Source organism: Aeribacillus sp. FSL K6-2833, from assembly GCF_037965815.1.
GTDB lineage: Bacteria > Bacillota > Bacilli > Bacillales > Aeribacillaceae > Aeribacillus > Aeribacillus composti.
Window position 1 is genome coordinate 994828 of sequence record NZ_CP150189.1, and the last position, 19763, is coordinate 1014590.

Annotated in this window: 19 protein-coding genes; 16 read left to right on the plus strand and 3 right to left on the minus strand. The window is 38.2% G+C overall.

The window, feature by feature from the left end; genetic code table 11:
• Window positions 1-111 precede the first annotated feature (111 nt).
• Complete coding sequence (locus tag NSQ94_RS04960; protein ID WP_339230286.1) at window positions 112-1917, plus strand: sensor domain-containing diguanylate cyclase; 1806 nt, start codon at window positions 112-114, stop codon at window positions 1915-1917.
• 145 nt (window positions 1918-2062) lie between these two features.
• On the opposite strand, the gene NSQ94_RS04965 is transcribed toward NSQ94_RS04960, so the two are convergent.
• The gene (locus tag NSQ94_RS04965) at window positions 2063-2542 is read right to left on the minus strand and encodes a GAF domain-containing protein (RefSeq protein ID WP_066247848.1); all 480 of its coding nucleotides are present in this window, start codon (window positions 2540-2542) and stop codon (window positions 2063-2065) included.
• Between the two features lie 124 nt (window positions 2543-2666).
• Between NSQ94_RS04965 and refZ the strand changes: the two genes are divergently transcribed.
• On the plus strand, window positions 2667-3302 hold the full coding sequence (gene refZ / locus NSQ94_RS04970; RefSeq protein WP_063387364.1) for a forespore capture DNA-binding protein RefZ: 636 nt from the start codon (window positions 2667-2669) through the stop codon (window positions 3300-3302).
• On the opposite strand, the gene hisJ is transcribed toward refZ, so the two are convergent.
• Complete coding sequence (gene hisJ, locus NSQ94_RS04975; protein WP_063387365.1) at window positions 3299-4096, minus strand: histidinol-phosphatase HisJ; 798 nt, start codon at window positions 4094-4096, stop codon at window positions 3299-3301. The genes refZ and hisJ overlap by 4 nt on opposite strands.
• Window positions 4097-4280: 184 nt before the next feature.
• On the opposite strand from hisJ, the gene ezrA reads away from it, so the two are divergent.
• The 6 genes from ezrA to NSQ94_RS05005 all read left to right on the plus strand — a co-directional run bounded on the left by ezrA (window position 4281) and on the right by NSQ94_RS05005 (window position 10994).
• Window positions 4281-5981 (plus strand): septation ring formation regulator EzrA, encoded by a 1701-nt coding sequence (gene ezrA / locus NSQ94_RS04980; RefSeq protein WP_311066389.1) that lies wholly within the window; start codon window positions 4281-4283, stop codon window positions 5979-5981.
• A gap of 494 nt (window positions 5982-6475) precedes the next feature.
• On the plus strand, window positions 6476-7375 hold the full coding sequence (locus NSQ94_RS04985) for an aldo/keto reductase (RefSeq protein ID WP_094246540.1): 900 nt from the start codon (window positions 6476-6478) through the stop codon (window positions 7373-7375).
• Between the two features lie 688 nt (window positions 7376-8063).
• The gene (locus tag NSQ94_RS04990) at window positions 8064-8213 is read left to right on the plus strand and encodes a hypothetical protein (RefSeq protein ID WP_339210211.1); all 150 of its coding nucleotides are present in this window, start codon (window positions 8064-8066) and stop codon (window positions 8211-8213) included.
• Window positions 8214-8314: 101 nt separating this feature from the next.
• Complete coding sequence (locus NSQ94_RS04995) at window positions 8315-9463, plus strand: cysteine desulfurase family protein (protein ID WP_339230289.1); 1149 nt, start codon at window positions 8315-8317, stop codon at window positions 9461-9463.
• 2 nt (window positions 9464-9465) lie between these two features.
• On the plus strand, window positions 9466-10683 hold the full coding sequence (gene thiI / locus NSQ94_RS05000; RefSeq protein ID WP_339230291.1) for a tRNA uracil 4-sulfurtransferase ThiI: 1218 nt from the start codon (window positions 9466-9468) through the stop codon (window positions 10681-10683).
• Window positions 10684-10775: 92 nt separating this feature from the next.
• Entirely contained in the window at window positions 10776-10994 is a 219-nt protein-coding gene (locus NSQ94_RS05005) for an alpha/beta-type small acid-soluble spore protein (protein WP_063387370.1), read from the plus strand.
• Window positions 10995-11047: 53 nt separating this feature from the next.
• Here the strand turns inward: NSQ94_RS05005 and NSQ94_RS05010 are convergent, their stop codons facing one another.
• Window positions 11048-11848, minus strand: coding sequence for an NAD kinase (locus NSQ94_RS05010; protein WP_094246343.1), 801 nt, complete (start codon window positions 11846-11848; stop codon window positions 11048-11050).
• Window positions 11849-11984: 136 nt separating this feature from the next.
• Here NSQ94_RS05010 and sppA point away from each other — a divergent pair, with 136 nt between their 5' ends.
• From sppA to NSQ94_RS05050, 8 genes are all read left to right on the plus strand, one after another.
• Window positions 11985-12986, plus strand: a complete 1002-nt coding sequence (gene sppA / locus NSQ94_RS05015; protein ID WP_063387372.1) for a signal peptide peptidase SppA — start codon at window positions 11985-11987, stop codon at window positions 12984-12986.
• 11 nt (window positions 12987-12997) lie between these two features.
• Entirely contained in the window at window positions 12998-13483 is a 486-nt protein-coding gene (locus NSQ94_RS05020) for an RDD family protein (RefSeq protein ID WP_063387373.1), read from the plus strand.
• Window positions 13484-13551: 68 nt separating this feature from the next.
• Entirely contained in the window at window positions 13552-14256 is a 705-nt protein-coding gene (locus NSQ94_RS05025; protein ID WP_063387374.1) for a DUF2953 domain-containing protein, read from the plus strand.
• Window positions 14253-14720 (plus strand): GerW family sporulation protein, encoded by a 468-nt coding sequence (gene ytfJ, locus NSQ94_RS05030; protein WP_066247839.1) that lies wholly within the window; start codon window positions 14253-14255, stop codon window positions 14718-14720. Before NSQ94_RS05025 ends, ytfJ begins: the two co-directional genes overlap by 4 nt.
• A gap of 101 nt (window positions 14721-14821) precedes the next feature.
• Window positions 14822-15322 (plus strand): thiol peroxidase, encoded by a 501-nt coding sequence (gene tpx, locus NSQ94_RS05035; protein ID WP_063387376.1) that lies wholly within the window; start codon window positions 14822-14824, stop codon window positions 15320-15322.
• A gap of 90 nt (window positions 15323-15412) precedes the next feature.
• Complete coding sequence (locus NSQ94_RS05040) at window positions 15413-16402, plus strand: class I SAM-dependent methyltransferase (RefSeq protein WP_339193212.1); 990 nt, start codon at window positions 15413-15415, stop codon at window positions 16400-16402.
• Window positions 16403-16767: 365 nt separating this feature from the next.
• Window positions 16768-17958, plus strand: a complete 1191-nt coding sequence (locus tag NSQ94_RS05045; RefSeq protein WP_063387378.1) for an acetate kinase — start codon at window positions 16768-16770, stop codon at window positions 17956-17958.
• Window positions 17959-18284: 326 nt separating this feature from the next.
• Window positions 18285-19742, plus strand: a complete 1458-nt coding sequence (locus tag NSQ94_RS05050) for an alkaline phosphatase family protein (protein WP_311066387.1) — start codon at window positions 18285-18287, stop codon at window positions 19740-19742.
• The last annotated feature ends 21 nt before the right edge of the window (window positions 19743-19763 follow it).

Here is a 19763-nt window from a genome sequence, read left to right on the forward strand (position 1 = left end):
TTTCTATTTTTTGTGAAAAAAATACCAATTATTTCACAAAAAAAATTGTGCTTCATGTTATAATACTATTAAAGTAATAAGGTCTATTTTCCCGGTTATAGGTGGTGGAGTATGGATTGGGATCATTTTGAAAACTTATTTTTCCGATTACTTATGAATGATTCGGACAGACAGCATTTCGATGAATTTATTAATGAAATGTTTGCAATTTTAATCAAAGCATTTAATCTTCAAAATGTGTCGATTTGGAAAGAGATCGGTTCGAATCTTTTTTTATGCCAATACTCGAGCAATGACGATGTAAAAGGTGCTTCGAAATCATTTAGCTTCAAAGACGATGAACAATTTGTAGTTTACAAAGAAAAAGGACGATTGTTTTTGCAGTATTCGGCAGAATCCTCTCCAAAAATGCTGTTGGAATTCAGAGGAGGCCGTGTACTTCACAAACTTTCTAATCAACAACTAGAAAAAATTTCTAAAATATGTTTTGCCATGTTTTTTCACGGAAAAAAATTATATTTGCAAAAAACGCTTAAAGAAAAATATTATCAATTGTTTTTATTAACTGATGAACTTTATTCCATTATGAAAGAAGAAGAAGTGTTAAACAAGCTTTATAACACTTTGAGGCAAATGTATCCCGACCTATTATGCCATTTCATTTTGCCAATGGATTATTCATTAGGACATGAAATTCCTGTGAAAAATTTGGAGCAGGAAATAGATCAGTATGAGGAAGCTATGACAGCCTTTTTGAAAGGCGATATGGTCGTAAGAAGCTCGTCAAACGGGCTCTATATTTATGTCCCGATTGCAGGAAGACAGGGTGTTTATGGATTAATTGATGTACATATCCCACTTCATATTGAACAAATCGATGACGTAATCGATATGATCGAAAAAGTGGCAAAGGCCGGCGGCAAAGCGCTGGAAAATGCCAAGCTGTATGAACAGTCGAAGCAGCATGTAAACGATTTGCAGCTCATTAATGATACGGCTCGAAAAATTAATAAAAACTTGCGGATTTCAGATACGATGAAATACATGGTTAAAAGAATGCTTCGTTCATTTTCTGCAGATGAGGCCGCTTTTTTTATTTTTGATGAAAATAAAAAATGGAACATGCTTTCAGAAAGTACATCGTTTTTCCATTTAGATGAATCGAAGGCTTACGTTGATTGGGTTGCACAAAATATATTGGAGCAAAATAGTGTATTCACTGGCGATATTTCCAATTCCATTCTCGGGGAAGCCGTTTATAAATCAATAATGGCTGTTCCGATGATCGACAGTGAAAAAATCATCGGATTTGCTGTTGTGCTGCGTAAAGAACCGTATTCCTTCACGTTTGATATGTACAAATTAATGGAATCGCTTGTGTCTCATTCTACACTCGCCTTTACGAACTCCATGCTTCGGGAAAAGCTGGAATTGCTCGTGATCACAGATCCGCTTACAAATCTTTTTAATAGAAAATATTTTGACGAGGTTGTTCATCAATCGTTTAAAGAAGACCAAAGAGGCACATTAATTTTAATAGACGTAGACAATTTTAAACAAATCAATGATACGTATGGCCACCAAGTAGGCGATAAAGTGCTTATTCAAATTGCTAAAACTATAAGGAACAACATACGGGAGGAAGATGTAGGAGCTAGATGGGGCGGAGAAGAGCTGGCCATTTATCTTCCTAAAGTGGGTTTAAAAATCGGATGTGAAGTGGCAAACAGAATTGTTTCAGCTGTGCGGAAATCAACGAAACCGCCTGTAACAGTTTCATGCGGTGTTTCCTGTTGGGATGCAGCCCATAAAAATGATTCGCCTGCCCTTCTTTTTAAAAGAGCAGATGATGCCTTGTATCAGGCAAAGCGCAATGGAAAAAATCAAGTATCGGTTTTAGACCAAGAAAGAGCATAAAGGGTTCCTAGGTATTGCTCTGATTTGTTAAAATCGTTTGACAGATCGTAACTAGGGACCCTTTTTTATATCATTTGAAAGGGTTCAAAAGTTGAATGCTCATTTCCACCTGTTCACGACTTCCGGCGTTTGAAAAACAAGGCTATTAAAGGTATTCTGTAAGAATATTCGTGAATTTTTCTAAATATCTTTGGTCTATTTCATCAAATCGGTTTTTAATCGGGCTGTCAATATCTAACACACCGATTACCTCATCGTTCTTAATAAGCGGGACAACGATTTCCGATTGTGATCGCGCGTCGCAGGCGATGTGTCCAGGGAACTCATTTACATCAGCCACTCTCACCGTTCTTTTTTCGAAAGCAGCTGTTCCGCATACACCTTTGCCAATAGGAATTCGAACGCATGCCGGCAGCCCCTGAAAAGGTCCGAGAACAAGCTCATCTCCGTCTTTTACATAAAAACCAACCCAATTGATTTCTGACAAAAATTGATTCAACAAGGCGGATGCATTAGCTAAATTCGCTATGACATTTTTTTCCCCTTCAATCAATGCTGTAAGCTGTTTTAACACAAGCTCATAATTTTCTTCTTTTGTTCCATTATAGCTTTCGACGACAAACATGGAAATTCCTCACTTTCTTTTTCAAAATGACAAGTAAGTACGAACTTTGTCGAGAAATTATAGCAGGAAAATATCGTTGCGGGTAGAAAACTTCTAACAGCCATCAACAAAAGGAGTGATCCACTTGCAAACGAAAACGAACACTGTTACGAAAGAAAATATCGTTGATGCAGCAATTTTCCTTTTTAATACAAAAGGTTACACCGGAACATCGGTTAGGGAAATTGCCAAACGGGCCAATGCAAATATCGCCCATATTTCTTACTATTTTAAAGGAAAAAACGGATTATTGGAACATTTAGTGTCCAAGTTTTATGAAGGTTATTTAGACGTAATCGATCAATGCTATCAAAAATGTACAGAATCTCCAAAACTCTCTCTTATGGCAATCGTTGAAGAACTTCTCCGCTATCAATATGAAAACCGCCGGCTTGCCCGTTTTGTCCACCGAGAAGTAACGCTTGATTCGACTCTCATTCGCCAGGTGATGATGACTTATTTAGCGAAAGAAAAATATTATTTGCTTAACCTGCTTGAACGAGGGATGCGAGCGAACCAATTTAAACAAGTAGACATTCCCCATTTTTTAGTACAATTCAAAAGCTTAATAAATATGCCGTTTTTACAGCCTCAATACATGTATGAAGTTTTACATATTAATCCGTACGAAGAATATTTTGTCAAGCAATATAGTAAACAGCTGGTTTCATGGCTGGAACAAATACTTTTTCAGAAAAACGAAAAACAATCAAATGACTAAACCATTTTTTCAAAAAGTGAAAAATCGCTGCCTACATCCTTCGCGCTATGGGCATCAGAACCATAAACGAGAGGGATGCTTTGTTTTTTGGCCGCTTGTATAATATCCTCTGGCGGGTAAATTTCTCCGCAAAAGGCTTTTCGTAAACCGGAAGTGTTGACGTCCAGTTCCATCCCCCTTTTGTTCATTTCAGCAAAAATCTGTTCAATATAAGGCTTTTCATCAAATGTGGCTTGGAAAAGCTTTTGAAATTTGTGTATTAGCGTAATATGTCCAAGCCGCTTCGGCTTATACTTTCCAAGATCTGAAACAACCCCTTTTAATACTGTCGCATAATATAATTCGTATAAATGATTGATGCCACCTGACAGCTCCGCCATTTTTTGAAACGTATGTTCATCAAAATCTACACAATAATATTGTCCATTTAATTTTAAAAAATGTACGGACAAAATGCTGTCATCAAGAAAAGGACCGTATTTGTCCAAAAATTGCGCTGTTTCTCTTTCAAAACCGTTAATATAGTCTACTTCTAAACCGATATGAATATCGATATCGCGTTTATATTGTTTTTTTAAGTCTAGCAAAATAGACAAGTAGCGGTCGATATCACTGAAGGGCATTGCGCTGTCCTTATCGGGAGTTGGATCAACAAACCCTTCCGGCAATGGAGCATGTTCTGTAAAGGTTATAGCAGAAAATCCTTTTTTTATGGCAGTTTCAATATACAATTCAAATGAATCGTCCGTACCGTGGGGGCAAAAAGGGGTGTGAACATGTCCATCTTTTTTCATAGAAATCACCTCAAGTTTGTCGAGATTTATGTGAAAAAATTAAAAATTTTGCTCAAAAAATGTCGTTATCATGGTATCATAAATACATTGAGAACACATTATTTTCTTTTGAAAGTTTTTTCGACAACGTCGTTTAAAATATACATACCCTTTAAGAAAGTGAAACGGACCGAGGGGGCTCATAATGGAAGTTGTGATTGTATTAATTTTATTGATTTTCCTTCTATTTGGAATCGGTTATGGATTTCGAAAAAATATTTATAAAGAAGTAGACCGTCTTGAAGCTTGGAAAATAGACATTATGAATCAGTCCATAACAGATGAACTGTCCAAAGTAAAAGAATTAATCATGAGTGGAGAAACAGAAGAATTGTTTGAACGCTGGCGAAAAGATTGGGACGATATCGTCACTAGCAGGCTTCCGCAGGTGGAAGAGCTTCTGTTTGAAGCGGAGGAATATGCTGAAAAATACCGCTTTAAAAAGTCAAAAGAAGTTTTATTACATATTGAATCGGTTTTAAAAGAAATAGAAGAACAAATAGCCGGCATTGTTCAGCACATTAACGATCTTGTTGCAACAGAAAGCAATAATAAGACAGAAGGTGAAGCAGTCAAACAACAGCTAAAAGAGTTGAAAAAAACACTGCTCTCCCATCGCCATACATTTGGAACTGCGTATGAACGGCTGGAAAAAGAGTTGTATGAAATGTTACATACAATGGAAAAATTTGATGAGGAAATGAACTCGGGAAATTACGTAACAGCGAAGGAAATTTTGGATGAACAAAAACAGAAGCTTGAAGCACTCCAATTAAAAGTAGAGGAGATTCCAAAGCTTTTAACTGAATGTCAAATGATTGTGCCGAACGAGATTTCCGAATTGAAAGATGGGTATAAAAAACTGCTCGAGGATGGCTACAAGCTTGAGCATTTGGAAGTGGAAAAAGAAATTTCGCATATCGAGGAAAAAATGCAGGGCTTGAAAAAGAAGCTAAGTGAAGCAGAGACAGAAGACGTGAAAATGGGTCTTGATTCCATAAAAGAAACGATTGATAACACTTACGAAATGCTTGAGAAGGAAGTGTATGCGAGCCAATATGTAAGACAAGAAGCGGAAAAAACCGGGGAAAAGCTGCAATCTTTATTAGAGGAAAAAAATGATTTAAAAGAACAAGTCAGTCTTGTACAGCAGAGCTACCAGCTGTCAAATGATGATGTCGACAAGCTAAAAGAGTTGGATAAACTGATGAACCAACTGAAAAATCATTACAAGCATATTTTGGCAAGCATAGAGAACTCCAATATTGCGTATTCCGTTTTACAGGAGGAACTGGAAAGTTTTAATAAGCAAATTGATCAAGCAAAGGAAAAATACAACGAATGGCATTCGATGCTTCAGGCATTGAGAAAGGATGAATTAAACGCGCGCGACAAATTAGCAGAACTAAAGCGAATGATGGCTGAGATTAAACGGGCGATTCGAAAAAACAACATTCCCGGCCTTCCGGAAAGCTTCGTGGAGCAATTACAAACTGCTCAGCAATCGTTTGAAAAGGTCAGCAATGCGCTTGAAGAAATTCCGCTCGATATGGATCGAGTCCAAACGTATTTAAACGATGCTGTGAGCATCATCGAACAATTAAAAGAAAACACAGATGAGATCATTGCCCAAGTTTGTTTAGTCGAAAGATTAATACAATACGGTAATCGATACCGCAGCACGTATTCGGGCCTTGATAAAAAATTAAAAGAAGCTGAACAGTTGTTCAGAAATTATGAATACAGCAAATCTTTGGAGCAAGCGGCTGCTGCCATAGAGGAAATCGATTCGGAAGCGATGAAAAGAATACAGAAGCTTGTTGAAAATGAATTGAAAGATCTATGATTTATGCCTGTCTTCGTTTGAAAGACGGGCATTTTTATTGCCCATGCTCCCATATGGACTATAGTCAGTAAGCATTTTTATTTAACTATGAGGAGTTGAAGCAATAATGCTGTGCGAAATGTCGGTTTGGAGAGTATATTTTTTCACTTAACATGAGAAAACCTATAAGAAATTGAAACTCCACTCGTACAAACACGAGCAATTGCAGAGCTTGTTATCTATAAGATAATGAAATTCCACAGCCGGATGATTTTGTGAATCGTCCTTTCCTTATTTTTATTTGTCCCATCTAGGCGCTTGCCGCTGTGAAGGGCTTTTTTATTGTAATTCATTGCCACATTTGTTATAAAGGTGTAAAAGGGAAACAATAGCAATCAAACAAACACTAAAAACAAGTTTCGAAAGCACGTACATATTTTTGAAGTCGAAAAGATATGAAAGCGGAATTTTATAGAATGGGAAATTCACAATATAACGGAAAGGGTCGAGAGTGGATGGGATTATTGGACAGTAATAAAATCATGGAAATAAGAAGTCATGTTGAAAAACGAGTAGTGAAGCTGCCTGATGGCACGACTGTTCCATGTATAGGTCAAGGAACATGGTACATGGGAGATAAGCCACAGGAGAAAGCTAAAGAAATAAAAGCCTTACAACTTGGAATAGAATTGGGCATGAAAGTAATTGACACTGCTGAGATGTACGGAAATGGCGCTTCTGAACGCTTAGTCGGCGAAGCAATCAAAGGGCGCAGAGATGATGTGTTTTTAGTCTCTAAAGTGTATCCGCATAATGCAGGACTAGACAAGATTTCCGTTGCATGTGAAAACAGCTTAAAACGGCTGGGGACGGACTATTTAGATTTATATCTTTTACATTGGCGAGGCCGCATTCCTTTAGAAGAAACAATCGAAGGTATGGAAAAGCTGCGAAAAGAAGGAAAAATATTAAGATGGGGAGTCTCCAATTTTGACACAGACGATATGGAAGAGCTATGGAACACGCTCAACGGATCAAACTGTGCGACAAACCAAGTGTTATACCATATAGGTTCGAGAGGAATTGATTTTGATCTGCTGCCTTGGCACCGGGAACATCATATACCGATTATGGCGTACAGCCCCCTTGCCCAAGGAGGTACATTAAGAAAGCAGTTGTTGACGGATCCAACTGTTAATGAAATTGCCAAAAAATACAATGTAAAACCATTACAAATTGCACTTGCTTGGACGATACGCACGAATGATGTCATTGCTATTCCAAAAGCTGGGCAAGAGCAGCATGTGCTGGAGAATGCTGAAGCTGCTGCTATTGAATTAACCCAAGAAGACTTGAACCGACTTGATGAGGCATTTCCAAAACCTCGTAAAAAAGTGCCTTTGGATATCATTTAACATGTTGCTGAAGCAATATTCGGTAATACGCTGGAGTTGTCCAGAAAGTCAAGCTCCCATCGAAAACAAAAAATCATAAACACCGATATATCAAAGTTTCTAAAACATTAAAGGGGTCAATAACCCGAAAAAACGACTTATTAGACAGCCCCTTCATTAAAAGGAAATAGAAACGAAGGTCGTCATGAAAACTTTTTTTCAAGGATTGACGTTTCCCGATTTAGCTCAGGCAGGCAAGGAGCATACAAAAAGGGCAGCTAAAGGACATGATGAATGAACGGATTCAAGAAGCGAATCATCAGCGGCTTAAACTATTGCACCTGCTGGCAGCTGTGGCAGGATTCCGGCAGTCTTTTGGAACGACATTACGCTTTGCGCTATAGGCGTTTTATGAGCTGCTTAAAAAGTAATTCACGATAGTCCGGTTATTTTGAAAAATAGAAGCCGATGCTTTTATCAACTTTTTATGGCATAATGAACAGCTGAGAAAATCAGCTAATTCTCGTTTCTCTAAAGCAAAATGCTAGAGGAGTAACGAGTTTTTTTATTTCTTTACTCTGTGTTCTAAAAGTGATTGATAGGAATGAGAAAGAGATTGATCTCAAATTTTATTTGCGGTTCAAGAAATGGGGAACGACTGACGAAGAAAGGGGAAATCTTCCGTTTTGAGCGAGGTTAGTCGTGCTTGATGATGTCAGTTTTTAAGATTGAACGCGGGAAGTTTTACACGCTGCTTGGGATCGGCGGATGCGGGAAGACGACGATGATCGAAGATGACGTTGTTGAATTCACAAAAAAAGCGGCTTACGTGCGTGGACAAAGGCTTTCGTCTGAATGAGCCCGTTTATGTTATGATCTTTTCTTTTTCATTTCAATTTACTTATGTTAATATTGCATTGCAAAGTGTTAGAAAATATAATTCAAAGGGGTATACAACCGATGCTTTACTTGGATAATAGTGCAACTACAAAGCCTTACCCTGATGTACTTGATACGTACCGGCAAGTGGCGGAAAAGTTTTTCGGGAACCCATCATCTCTTCATCATTTGGGTGTTCAAGCGGAAAGACTTTTAACAAAAGCAAGAGAACAAGTAGCCGATTTGCTAGGTGTAAGCGGACAGGAAATCATATTTACGTCTGGAGCAACGGAAGGAAATAATTTGGCGATTAAAGGCGCGGCTTTTGCACAAAGACATAAAGGAAAGCATTTGATTACGACTGTAATTGAACACCCTTCTGTCAGCGAAGCATTTGAACAGCTTGAAAAAGAATTCGGGTTTGAAGTGACGTGGATTCCTGTAAATGAAAATGGCATTGTGTCTCCAACTGACATACAAAAGGCTGTACGTAACGATACAATCTTAGTGTCTGTTATGCATGTCAACAATGAAATCGGAGCGATTCAGCCAATTGAAGAGATTGGCGAAATACTTAAAAACTATCCGAACATCGTTTATCATGTCGATCACGTGCAAGGAGTCGGGAAGGTTCCTTTAAATATAAAAAAAGCGGGAATTGATTTATGTACAATATCTGGCCATAAATTTCATGCCCTAAACGGTACAGGAGTGTTGTACATTAGAAAAAATACACCAATTCTCACTCTTTTATCAGGGGGTGGCCAGGAAGCAAGCATTAGATCAGGCACCGAAAATTTAGCGGGCAACGTGTCCCTAGCGAAAGGTTTAAGGCTGGCATTCAACGACTATGAAGAGAAGATCGATCGTCTGATTAATACGAAAAACTATCTTATAAATGAGCTTGAAAAAATAGATGGCATTATTATCAACACACCAAAGGAATCTTCCGCCCCTCATATTATCAACTTTTCTGTACCTGGTATAAAAGCGGAAGTTTTAGTTCATATGCTTGAAGAGGAGAATATTTATGTCTCCACTACTTCAGCTTGTTCTTCAAGGAAAAAGGGAGAAAGCAAAGTATTGAAGTCGATGGGCAAAAAAAGCAGCATCACCGAAAGCGCCATCCGCATAAGCCTTTCAATTGGGCAGACGATCGATGATGTCAAGCCGTTGATTGACGTCCTGCCATCATCTATACAAAAATTAAAAAATATAATGGGGTTATAAACATGCAATATGATCATATTTTAGTCAGATATGGTGAAATGTCTTTAAAGGGAAAAAATCGTAAACATTTTATTAACCATTTGAAAAACAATATAAAACTTGCATTGTCTTCCTTTTCGTCTTTAGAGTATACAGCAAACAGAGATCGTCTTTTCATCAAATTAAATGGAGAAGACGGGGAAAAGGTAGCGGAAAAATTGCAAACAGTTTTTGGCATACAGTCCTTCAGTTTGGCAATCAGAACGAAAAGCGACATCGAAGCCATAAAGGACACGGCTTTACAGGCAGTCAAGCAATTGTATAAAAACGGAGACACTTTTAAAGTGTCGGCCAAAAGAGCAGATAAATCGTTTCCGTTAACTTCAGACCAACTCAATTATGAAATTGGCCGGCATATACTTATTCATACTGACGGTTTGAAAGTAGATGTTCATCATCCGGACATAAACGTGCGCGTAGAAGTCCGTCCGCATGCCACATATATAATGTGCAAAGATTTTAAAGGGGCGGGAGGGCTTCCGGTTGGTTCAAGCGGAAAGGCGATGCTGATGCTTTCTGGAGGAATTGACAGCCCTGTCGCTGGGTATTTGTCAATGAAAAGAGGCTTGGAGATTGAAGCGATCCATTTCTTCAGCCCTCCTTATACGAATGAAAGAGCGAAGCAAAAGGTTATGGATCTCGTAGAAAAATTAACCGAATTTGGCGGCAAAATCGTGCTTCACATCGTTCCGTTTACAGAAATTCAAGTGACCATTCAGCAAAAAATATTAGAAAATTATACAATGACATCGACTAGAAGAATGATGTTAAAAATTGCCGATGAAATTCGGAAAAAACGAGGCGCCTTAGCCATTGTAACAGGCGAAAGTCTAGGGCAGGTAGCAAGCCAAACGCTTGAGAGCATGTATGCTATTAATGAAGTGACGACAACTCCTATACTGAGACCTTTAATTTCAATGGATAAAAATGAAATCATTGAAATTGCCGAAAAAATTGATACGTTTGAGATTTCAAACAGACCTTATGAAGACTGCTGTACTATTTTTACACCAGCTTCACCGAAAACGAAGCCGAAAAGGGAGAAAATATTAAAGCTTGAAAGCTATGTAGATTTTCAACCTCTCATTCAGAAGGCGATTGAGGAAACAGTAACAATTGAATTTCCAAGAAAACATGATATACAAGAAAAAATAGAAGAGGATTTTGAAAATTTACTATAATATTCCACAAGTTCAAAACAATTACCATTTCGTTTTATGCATGAAGCCATGTGTTTTTTCACATTCTATATCCACAAGGAGGTGAATGACACATGGCTCAAAACAGATCTAGCAACTCTAACCAAATTTTAGTTCCTGGTGCTGAACAAGCACTTGAGCAATTAAAAACTGAAATCGCATCAGAATTCGGTGTAAACTTAGGTCCTGATACTACATCCCGCGCGAACGGCTCCGTTGGAGGAGAAATTACAAAGCGGCTTGTATCTTTTGCTCAGCAGCAACTATCTGGCGGTGGCGGAACATTTCAATAAATGAATATTTTGGCTTTTGAGCGAAAAGGTGATCCTTTTCGCTCATTTTCATTTTATAAAAAGGTTCTTTTCACTTTATCCCAGAAAGAATTATCTTTTAATTTAACAGTTTTAATTTTTTTCTTTCCTAATTCAATATCCAGCTGGTTGACATGACGAATGCTTAGAGCTTCGTTGTCCATTCCGATAATCGGATAATCGTTGCCGTCCTGCACTACTTTTAACGTAAGCTTTCGATTTCCGCTTAAAATAAAAGAGGATCCTAACGTCCGATATAGATTATTGTTCAAAGATGCAAGTTCAGTTACTTGTAAACAGTCTATGAGCGGATCGACGACAGCTCCCTTCACAGATTTATTGTAGGCTGTGCTCCCTGTTGGAGTGGCAATAATCATTCCGTCGCCTCGGAACGTTTCAAAATGCATATCATCAATAAATACATCCAGAACAAATGTTTTAATAATTGCTGATCTGACACTGCATTCATTTAAGCAGGAAATCTTTACTTCATGGTCGACGGTGACATCGATGGTTGGATATCTTCTTACCTCGACCTTTTCCAGCTGAAAAGCTTCAACTAATTTGTCTTTTTGATCTATATGGAAATCACAATAAAAACTGATATGCCCTTCAGTTGCGATGCCTATGTACAGACAGTCGTCGCGAAATTGCGTTTTTCTAACCGCTTGCAAAAATGTTCCGTCCCCTCCGATTGCTACGATAATGTTCGCATGTCTCCAATCTTCAACAGGACGAAAATCATACTGCTTCGCCAAGTCAATCAACGAAGCTATTTTCTGTTCAAGGTGATCGCTATGTTTGTAAAAGAAGTAGATATTTCGGCGTGGATCCATCAAAAAAACCTCCTCTTTTTGGAAGATTCTCCACAATTATATAAATAAATGTTAAAATACACTATGATATATAGTTTAACATTTTTATAATGGAACATGTCAAAAAAGGTGAAATTGAATCAAGGAGGTAAACATCTTGAGTGGAAAAAGGTGGGCTGCGTTAGGAATTGCCGCAGCATTATTTGTTTTTTCGATGATCATTAGCTTTACTTCTATGGCTGTTTCAAATGCAGAAAAATTGTCTGAGAATTTTTTTGAATCGCAGTTTTCCGAGGAAGTCCTTGAAGAAGGAATGCCGGATGAAAAAATTGCGGTGCTGGAAGTAAATGGAGTGATTCAAGATACGGGAGAAGATGTTACATCGATTTTTGCCAGTGAAGGCTACAATCATAAAGAATTTTTGAAATTGATTGAAAAGGCCGGCGAGGATAAAAGCGTAAAAGGAATAATTTTGCGAGTCAACTCTCCTGGCGGGGGAGTAGTGGAAAGTGCAGAAATTCATAAAAAACTAATGGAAGTTAAAGAAAAGGCGAAAAAGCCGATTTATGTTTCGATGGGAACCATGGCAGCTTCAGGAGGATATTATATTTCAACTCCTGCCGATAAAATTATTGCAGCACCGGATACGATGACAGGCTCGCTAGGGGTCATTATGCAAGGAATAAACTACAGTGAATTGGCAAAAAACTTTGGGGTGAAAGTAGAAACGATCAAAAGCGGTCCATATAAAGACATTTTTTCTTCAACAAGAGATATGACAAAAGAGGAAAGAGAAATTCTTCAAAAAATGGTGAATAACGCTTATGAAGGCTTTGTAGACGTAATCTCGCAAGGAAGAAAGATGGATGAAGGGGAAGTGCGGAAAATTGCCGATGGACGAATTTATGACGGCCGGCAGGCGAAGCAGCTCCATTTAGTTGACGAGCTAGGCTATTTTGATGATGCGGTGGAAATGATGAAAAAAGACTTAGACTTATCAGATCCATATGTATTCAAATATAAATCGAGCTTTGGATTTGAATCGTTCCTTTCCATGATGGCTGGGAAGGTGATCTCTAAAGATCTGGAAATGCAGGGACTATACAAATTGTTTTCACAACCGAATTCTCCCCGCCTGATGTATTTATATTCGGAGTAGGAGGTGCCAACATGGATGGAACATTTGAAGAAATAAATCAAATTGAACAAAAGCGTGAGGTTCAAACAGACATCTCTTATCACTTTGCGGGATTTTGGATGCGGTTTTGGGCATACTTGCTTGACCTCATTGTTGTTTCAAGCGTCATCCGAATTGTTGCCAATCCGCTTTTTTTACTGATCGGATTGGAAAAAAGCGATTTTATTTTTTCACCTTATCGAATTTTAAGCGCCTTGTTTTTCTTTTCCTACTTTATTCTTATGACGAAGTTTTTAGGACAAACGCTCGGGAAAATGGTTTTTGGCCTGCGTGTTATATCTTTAAAAAATGATAAGCTTACATGGACCGATGTTTTCTTCAGGGAATGGATCGGACGGTACATCTCCAAGGTTACGTGGATTGGATATTTGATCGTTGCTTTTACAAAAAAGAAACAAGGACTGCACGATTTATTCAGCGATACAACAGTTATTCATGATGAACGGTTTTCAAGATGACCTGCCGAAAAGGCAGGTTTATTTTTTTATAGAGAGGTGATAATGGTTCACTGAAAGGATGTGAAATTATGCCATTTTGGCTTGCAATAGTCTTTTTCCTATTTTTGATATTTGTGCTTCTTGTTGCAATGACAAAATTAACGATTGTACTTTCATATAAACACGATAAATATGACGATCGGTTAAGAGTGACATTTCTATTGTTTTTTGGCCTTATTCGCTACACAATCAAAATCCCTTTTATAAAACTGGATCAAGAAGGTCCAAATATTGTTTATAAACAAGAAAAAGAAACGAAACATTCAACTCAAAAATCGTCCGAAAAAGTGACTCCTGAAGAGCTGTTTGAGAAGCTGCAAAACTTTAAAGAAATATTGGAAAATGTTATCCATTTTTCCTTTATTATTCGGAAATTTTTGAAGAAGGTTCGGATTGTGAAATGGGAGTGGCGTACTGAAATCGGAACGGGAGAAGCTGCCTCAACAGGAATGTCGGCGGGTACACTATGGGGGATGAAAAGCTCTATTATTTATTTCGCTTCCCGATACTTTACATTAATAGGTTATCCAGTTGTTTCAATCTTTCCTAATTTCAACCGAATGGTTTTGAAAACGACATTTGTATGTATGATGCAATTCCGACTTGGGAATGCTATCATAGCAGGATTGCGTCTCGTAAAATGGTCGAGATCAAAAACAGCATTATGGCGAAACTTACCGTTTGCCAAGAAAAACAAGAAGAATGAACATAGTTTAGAGGAGGCAAAAGTATGAGCGATCATCCGATTCAAGGGTTAATGAAAACGGCAATGGAAAACTTGCAGCAAATGATCGATGTCAATACCATAATTGGCGATCCAGTTGAAACTCCTGATGGGAGTGTTATACTAACCGTTTCAAAAGTGGGATTCGGATTTGCGGCAGGTGGCAGTGAATTTTACGGACCGACAGGTGAAAAACATTCAAGCAGTCCTTATGGAAGCAGCACTACAGGTGAAAAAGGAAAACTTCCTTTCGGCGGAGGAAGCGGAGGTGGTGTATCGATTACGCCAATCGCATTTCTTATTGTTGGAACAAATGGAATCAAAATTCTTCATTTAGATGAAAATACCCATCTTTATGAAAAAATTTTAGATGCAACCCCTCAAACGGTAGAAAAAATTCAAGAACTGTTTCGAAAGAAAAAACATATACAAGACGATAACAATGAAAAAGAAAAAATTGATTTTGACATTTAAAGCTGCTTTGGCAGCTTTTTGAAATTTTCAAACACTTTTTCTTTGAAAAGTCTTCAAAAACAAGCTATAGTTAAACTATACATAGATTTGGAGGGGATAAAATGGCAAACGTAACATTTAAAGGAAATCCGGTAACTCTTTTAGGAAATGAAGTGAAGGTTGGAGATAAAGCGCCTGATTTCAAAGTGCTTGCGAATGATTTGTCGGAAGTTACTTTAGCTGATACAAAAGGGCAGGTCCGAATCATTTCTGTTGTTCCTTCGATCGATACTGGCGTATGTGATGCACAAACACGCCGCTTTAATGAGGAAGCTTCCAAGCTGGATAATGTTAAAATTTTAACAATCAGCATGGATCTTCCTTTTGCGCAAAAACGTTGGTGCGGTGCGAACGGAATTGAAAATGTACAATTGTTATCTGACCATCGCGACGCTTCTTTCGGACAGGCGTACGGAGTATTAATCAAAGAATTGCGTCTGCTTGCTCGCGCTGTTTTTGTTGTTGATTCAAACGATAATGTAACATATGTAGAATATGTCAGCGAGGCGACAAATCATCCAAACTATGAAGCGGCGATTGAAGCTGCAAAAGCAGCAAATTAAGGACCTGATGCAAGGTCCTTTTTTTCTTGCTTATAAAACAATGAAACGCTAAAATGAAAGGATGTGACGAGCTTAAAGGAGGAAGCCTTTATGCAAGGATTTTCAAATGTTGAAAAACTGTTTTCACTCATTAATGAGACGGCAGAAATCATTAAAAACGAAATGAATTGTACATACATTGAAGCGGTAGCGAATACAGGAGAAAACCTGTTTCACAGAACTGCAGTTCAAGATTCCATTAGCGAAATTACAAGTAAAAAACTGAACAATATATACCGGACGTTTCATTTGGATCACTACTCAAATGAAGAAATTCGGAGAGCTTTTCAGCTCGCTGTTTTAAAAGGATTAAAGGAAGATAATCAGCAAATCCACCAAATGACCCCTGACAGCGTTTGCATATTGCTCGGCTATCTTGTGCAAAAATTTTTTCAAGATGAAAAAAATTTAATGATTTTAGACCCTGCTGTAGGTTCGGGTAATTTACTCTCGGCTGTCTTAAACCAACTGGAAGCAAAGCAAGTTGAAAGCATTGGAATCGATATAAATGATTTGTTAGTTAAAATCGCTTATGTGAATGCAAATTTGCAGAAGCATTCTATTGACTTTTATAATCAGGATAGCTTAAAAAACCTTTTTATCGACCCTGTGGATGCGGTGGTGTGCGACCTGCCAGTCGGCTATTATCCCGATCATGACGTCGCAAAGCATTTTGAATTGAAGGCTGATGAAGGCCATTCTTACGCCCATCATCTTTTTATTGAGCAGAGCATCCGCTATACAAAAGAAGGCGGTTATTTGTTTTTCCTTATACCAAACCATCTTTTTGAGACGCCTGAAGCTCCAAAATTGAATCGATATTTAAAAGAAAATACAGTGATCCAAGGCCTGTTGCAGCTCCCGCGCTCCATGTTTAAATCGGAAAATAGTCGAAAAAGCATCTTTATTTTGCAAAAAAAGGGAGAAGGAATTGTACCGCCCAAACGGGTTATGCTTGTTGATCTACCGAAATTTTCGAATAAAAAAGCTCTTGCTTCGATTATGGATCAAATTGATGAGTGGCTCCGGACAAATAAATGAAAAGATGAAGACACTAAAAGGTGACAGCCATGTCGCCTTTTTTTTTAGGATTCGGTTTATTTCTTCTATTTTTCATAAAAACTAAACTAGAGAAAAGAAATCTTCGGTTTTAGCGAATAGTGGCTTCCCGTTTCATTTAGGAAGTGGATGGAAGCGCTTTTTATTTTTAGAAATTTTTGTATACAGATAAACATTTATTTTTCACTTGAAATGTTGCTTTATCAATGTTTAAATGTATAGAGCGATCATCTCTCTTTTTAAAATTAGACAAGTCTGGTGTTTCACATATTTTGCTAATTTCTATGTCACATGCAGGAATTTTTAAAAAAGCTTCATCAACAAAAAGAAGGAGAGAATGAAAATACATGCCTAAGATTTTAGCTGTAAATGCTGGAAGCTCTTCATTAAAGTTTAAATTGTTTGAAATGCCGAATGAAGAAGTTTTAACAAAAGGGGTAGTTGAAAGGATTGGTTTGGACCAATCATTTTTTAAGATATATGTTAACGGAGAAGAAAAGAAAGAAAGTTGTCAAATTACCGATTTTTCAATAGCGGTACAGCTTGTGCTAAATAAATTAACTGAATATGGAATTATCCGGACGTTAAATGATATTGACGGAATCGGTCATAGGGTTGTACATGGAGGAGAGATCTTCAGTGACTCAGCGCTTATTACGGATGGAACTTTAAAGAAAATTGAAGAACTCTCTCATTTGGCGCCTTTGCATAATCCAGTCAATGTGCTTGGCATTCGCGCCTTCCAAAAGGTGCTTCCGGACGTTCCAGCGGTAGCGGTGTTCGATACTGCCTTTCACCAATCGATGCCGGAACAATCTTACTTATACAGTTTGCCATATGATTATTATGAAAAATACGGAATTCGCAAATACGGCTTCCATGGAACGTCTCATAAATATGTAACGGAACGGGCAGCTCAATTGCTTGAAAGACCTTTAAAGCATTTGCGGCTTATTTCCTGCCATCTAGGAAATGGTGCCAGCATTGCAGCAGTTGAAGGTGGAAAATCAATCGATACATCGATGGGATTTACGCCTCTTGAAGGTGTTGCGATGGGAACTCGTTCCGGAAGTATTGATCCAGCGCTTATCCCATATATCATGGAAAAAACAGGTAAAACCGCTGATGAAGTTATTAATGTATTAAATAAAAAGAGCGGACTTTTAGGAATATCCGGTTTCTCAAGCGATTTGCGCGATATCGAAGATGCTGCAGCGAAGGGGAATGCTCGCGCCGAATTGGCATTGGCGGTTTTTGCTGACCGCATTCATAAATATATCGGATCTTATGCGGCGCGGATGTGCGGTGTGGATGCGATTATCTTTACCGCCGGCATTGGTGAAAACAGTGACGTTGTCCGCGAACGAGTGCTGCGGGGATTGGAATTTATGGGCGTTTATTGGGATCCTGCCTTAAACAAAGTACGTGGAAAAGAAGCGTTTATTAACTATCCACACTCACCAGTAAAAGTTCTAGTTATACCGACAAATGAAGAAGTGATGATTGCAAGAGATGTAATGAGAATAGCGAATTTATAAGGTTTTGCCGAGGGATAACAGCAAAACCTGAACTCGTAACCAACGCAACCTTTTTTCATATTCCGAAATGGATATGAAAGGAGGTTGTTTTTTTTACCAATAAAAAGTGGAAATAATCTATTTATATGATGAACGATGCAGGGGAACTAAAATGATTCATTCCCTCCAACATTTCTTATTTCAAAAATAAAGTAGTGATGATTGAAGGGTGATGAGAATGATAATAGCGTTTAATATTGCTCCGGTTTAAAAAACCGGAGTTTTTTGCATGATTTTCACCTTCTAGACAAATTCTAATAGCAAATAAACGATGAGGATGGAACAAAATGGCTAAAAAAAATGTGATATTGTTGATTATCGATACTCTCATGCTCCCTTTTTTGAAAAAAGCAGTGGACAATAAAATGGCGCCGGCTTTCGCCTTTTTCATGAAGCATGGTACTGCTTCAGAAATTATCAGTCCTTTTCCGACGATGTCCGTCAATGTGGAAAGCAGTCTGCTTACCGGGCATTACTCAGATGTGCATCACGTTCCAGGATTAGTCTGGTTTCATGATGAAGAAAAGCGTCTTATTAATTATGGAACAAATGCATCTGAGCTTTTACAGCTGGGGCTCGCAACTTCATTAAAGGATCCGCTGTACAATATAAATCATGAGCATTTAAACAAAAAGGCCGCAACCATTTTTGAAGAACTGAGCAAAAAGGGGAAAAATTCCGCGTCTATTAATGGACTTCTCTATCGAGGAAGTCAGGAAAAAGTAATGCAGCTTCCGTTTTTATTATCTTTGCTGCCTACTTTTCATAGAAGCCTTACTGTTAAGGGGCCGGATTTGTTAACTTACGGCTCCTTCATTAAACAGAACCCATTTGCAAAGTATGGACACTTCTGGCAAAGATTTGGCTTTAATAATCGATTTTCTGCTCAGGAGCTTATTTATCTTATTAAAAATCATTCTTTGCCTCCTTTTACAATGGTCTATTTTCCTGATATGGATCAAATTATACATAAAAAAGGAGTTGAGGATCTGTCAGGAATCGTAAAAACAGATCGTGAATTGCAAAAAGTGTTAGACAGCTTTCATTCATGGGAGGAAGCGCTGAAGAACAATGTTTGGATCATTATGGGCGATAACGGCCAAGCGGTTGTCCGCCCGAGAAATCAAAATCCTCTGATCCATTTAGAAAAGCTACTCAGCCCATATCGTATTACCAAGCTGTCAAAAGGTGTACGGAAGGATGATGATATCGTACTTGCGGTCAATCAACGCATGGCGTTCGTATATTTATTACAGCCGAACCATTCGCTTGAAGAAATTGCAAACATTTTGAAAACAGATGCACGCATCGATGTCATCGCTTGGCGGGAAGAAGAGGAAAAAATAAAAGTTGTTTCAGGGCGGCGGGAAGGAATGCTGATGTTTAAAAAAGGAGGTCAATGGGAAGATCCGTATGGAAGTATGTGGACTTTAAACGGAGACATTGAAGTGTTGGATATTTTCACGGAAGGAAGCCGAATTAAGTACGGGGAATATCCGGATGCGCTGGCAAGATTACATGCAGCCGCTTTGTCACATAAAGGACAATTTCTTATGATTAGCGCTTATCCTGGCTTTGAATTCAAGTACGGGTCATCTCCAGTGCATGTGGGCGGTGCGAGTCATGGCGGTTTACACCAGCATGACTCTTTAGCAGCAATCATCGTTTCAGGGACAGAGCGATTGCCGAAGTATAATCGGATGATAGATGTAAAGGATTGGATTTTATCAATGCTCGACTCTTAAGAGTTATATCAATTCCGTGAT

Bases quoted from the DNA above. Each gene is read 5' to 3' on its own strand.
- tpx (WP_063387376.1), top strand. From the start codon at position 14,822: ATGGCAAACGTAACATTTAAAGGAAATCCGGTAACTCTTTTAGGAAAT.
- NSQ94_RS04965 (WP_066247848.1), bottom strand. From the start codon at position 2,542: ATGTTTGTCGTCGAAAGCTATAATGGAACAAAAGAAGAAAATTATGAG.
- thiI (WP_339230291.1), top strand. From the start codon at position 9,466: ATGCAATATGATCATATTTTAGTCAGATATGGTGAAATGTCTTTAAAG.
- ezrA (WP_311066389.1), top strand. From the start codon at position 4,281: ATGGAAGTTGTGATTGTATTAATTTTATTGATTTTCCTTCTATTTGGA.
- NSQ94_RS05040 (WP_339193212.1), top strand. From the start codon at position 15,413: ATGCAAGGATTTTCAAATGTTGAAAAACTGTTTTCACTCATTAATGAG.
- NSQ94_RS04995 (WP_339230289.1), top strand. From the start codon at position 8,315: ATGCTTTACTTGGATAATAGTGCAACTACAAAGCCTTACCCTGATGTA.
- hisJ (WP_063387365.1), bottom strand. From the start codon at position 4,096: ATGAAAAAAGATGGACATGTTCACACCCCTTTTTGCCCCCACGGTACG.
- NSQ94_RS05010 (WP_094246343.1), bottom strand. From the start codon at position 11,848: ATGGATCCACGCCGAAATATCTACTTCTTTTACAAACATAGCGATCAC.
- NSQ94_RS04990 (WP_339210211.1), top strand. From the start codon at position 8,064: ATGATGTCAGTTTTTAAGATTGAACGCGGGAAGTTTTACACGCTGCTT.
- NSQ94_RS05050 (WP_311066387.1), top strand. From the start codon at position 18,285: ATGGCTAAAAAAAATGTGATATTGTTGATTATCGATACTCTCATGCTC.
- NSQ94_RS04960 (WP_339230286.1), top strand. From the start codon at position 112: ATGGATTGGGATCATTTTGAAAACTTATTTTTCCGATTACTTATGAAT.
- NSQ94_RS05045 (WP_063387378.1), top strand. From the start codon at position 16,768: ATGCCTAAGATTTTAGCTGTAAATGCTGGAAGCTCTTCATTAAAGTTT.
- NSQ94_RS04985 (WP_094246540.1), top strand. From the start codon at position 6,476: ATGGGATTATTGGACAGTAATAAAATCATGGAAATAAGAAGTCATGTT.
- ytfJ (WP_066247839.1), top strand. From the start codon at position 14,253: ATGAGCGATCATCCGATTCAAGGGTTAATGAAAACGGCAATGGAAAAC.
- NSQ94_RS05020 (WP_063387373.1), top strand. From the start codon at position 12,998: ATGGATGGAACATTTGAAGAAATAAATCAAATTGAACAAAAGCGTGAG.
- NSQ94_RS05025 (WP_063387374.1), top strand. From the start codon at position 13,552: ATGCCATTTTGGCTTGCAATAGTCTTTTTCCTATTTTTGATATTTGTG.
- NSQ94_RS05005 (WP_063387370.1), top strand. From the start codon at position 10,776: ATGGCTCAAAACAGATCTAGCAACTCTAACCAAATTTTAGTTCCTGGT.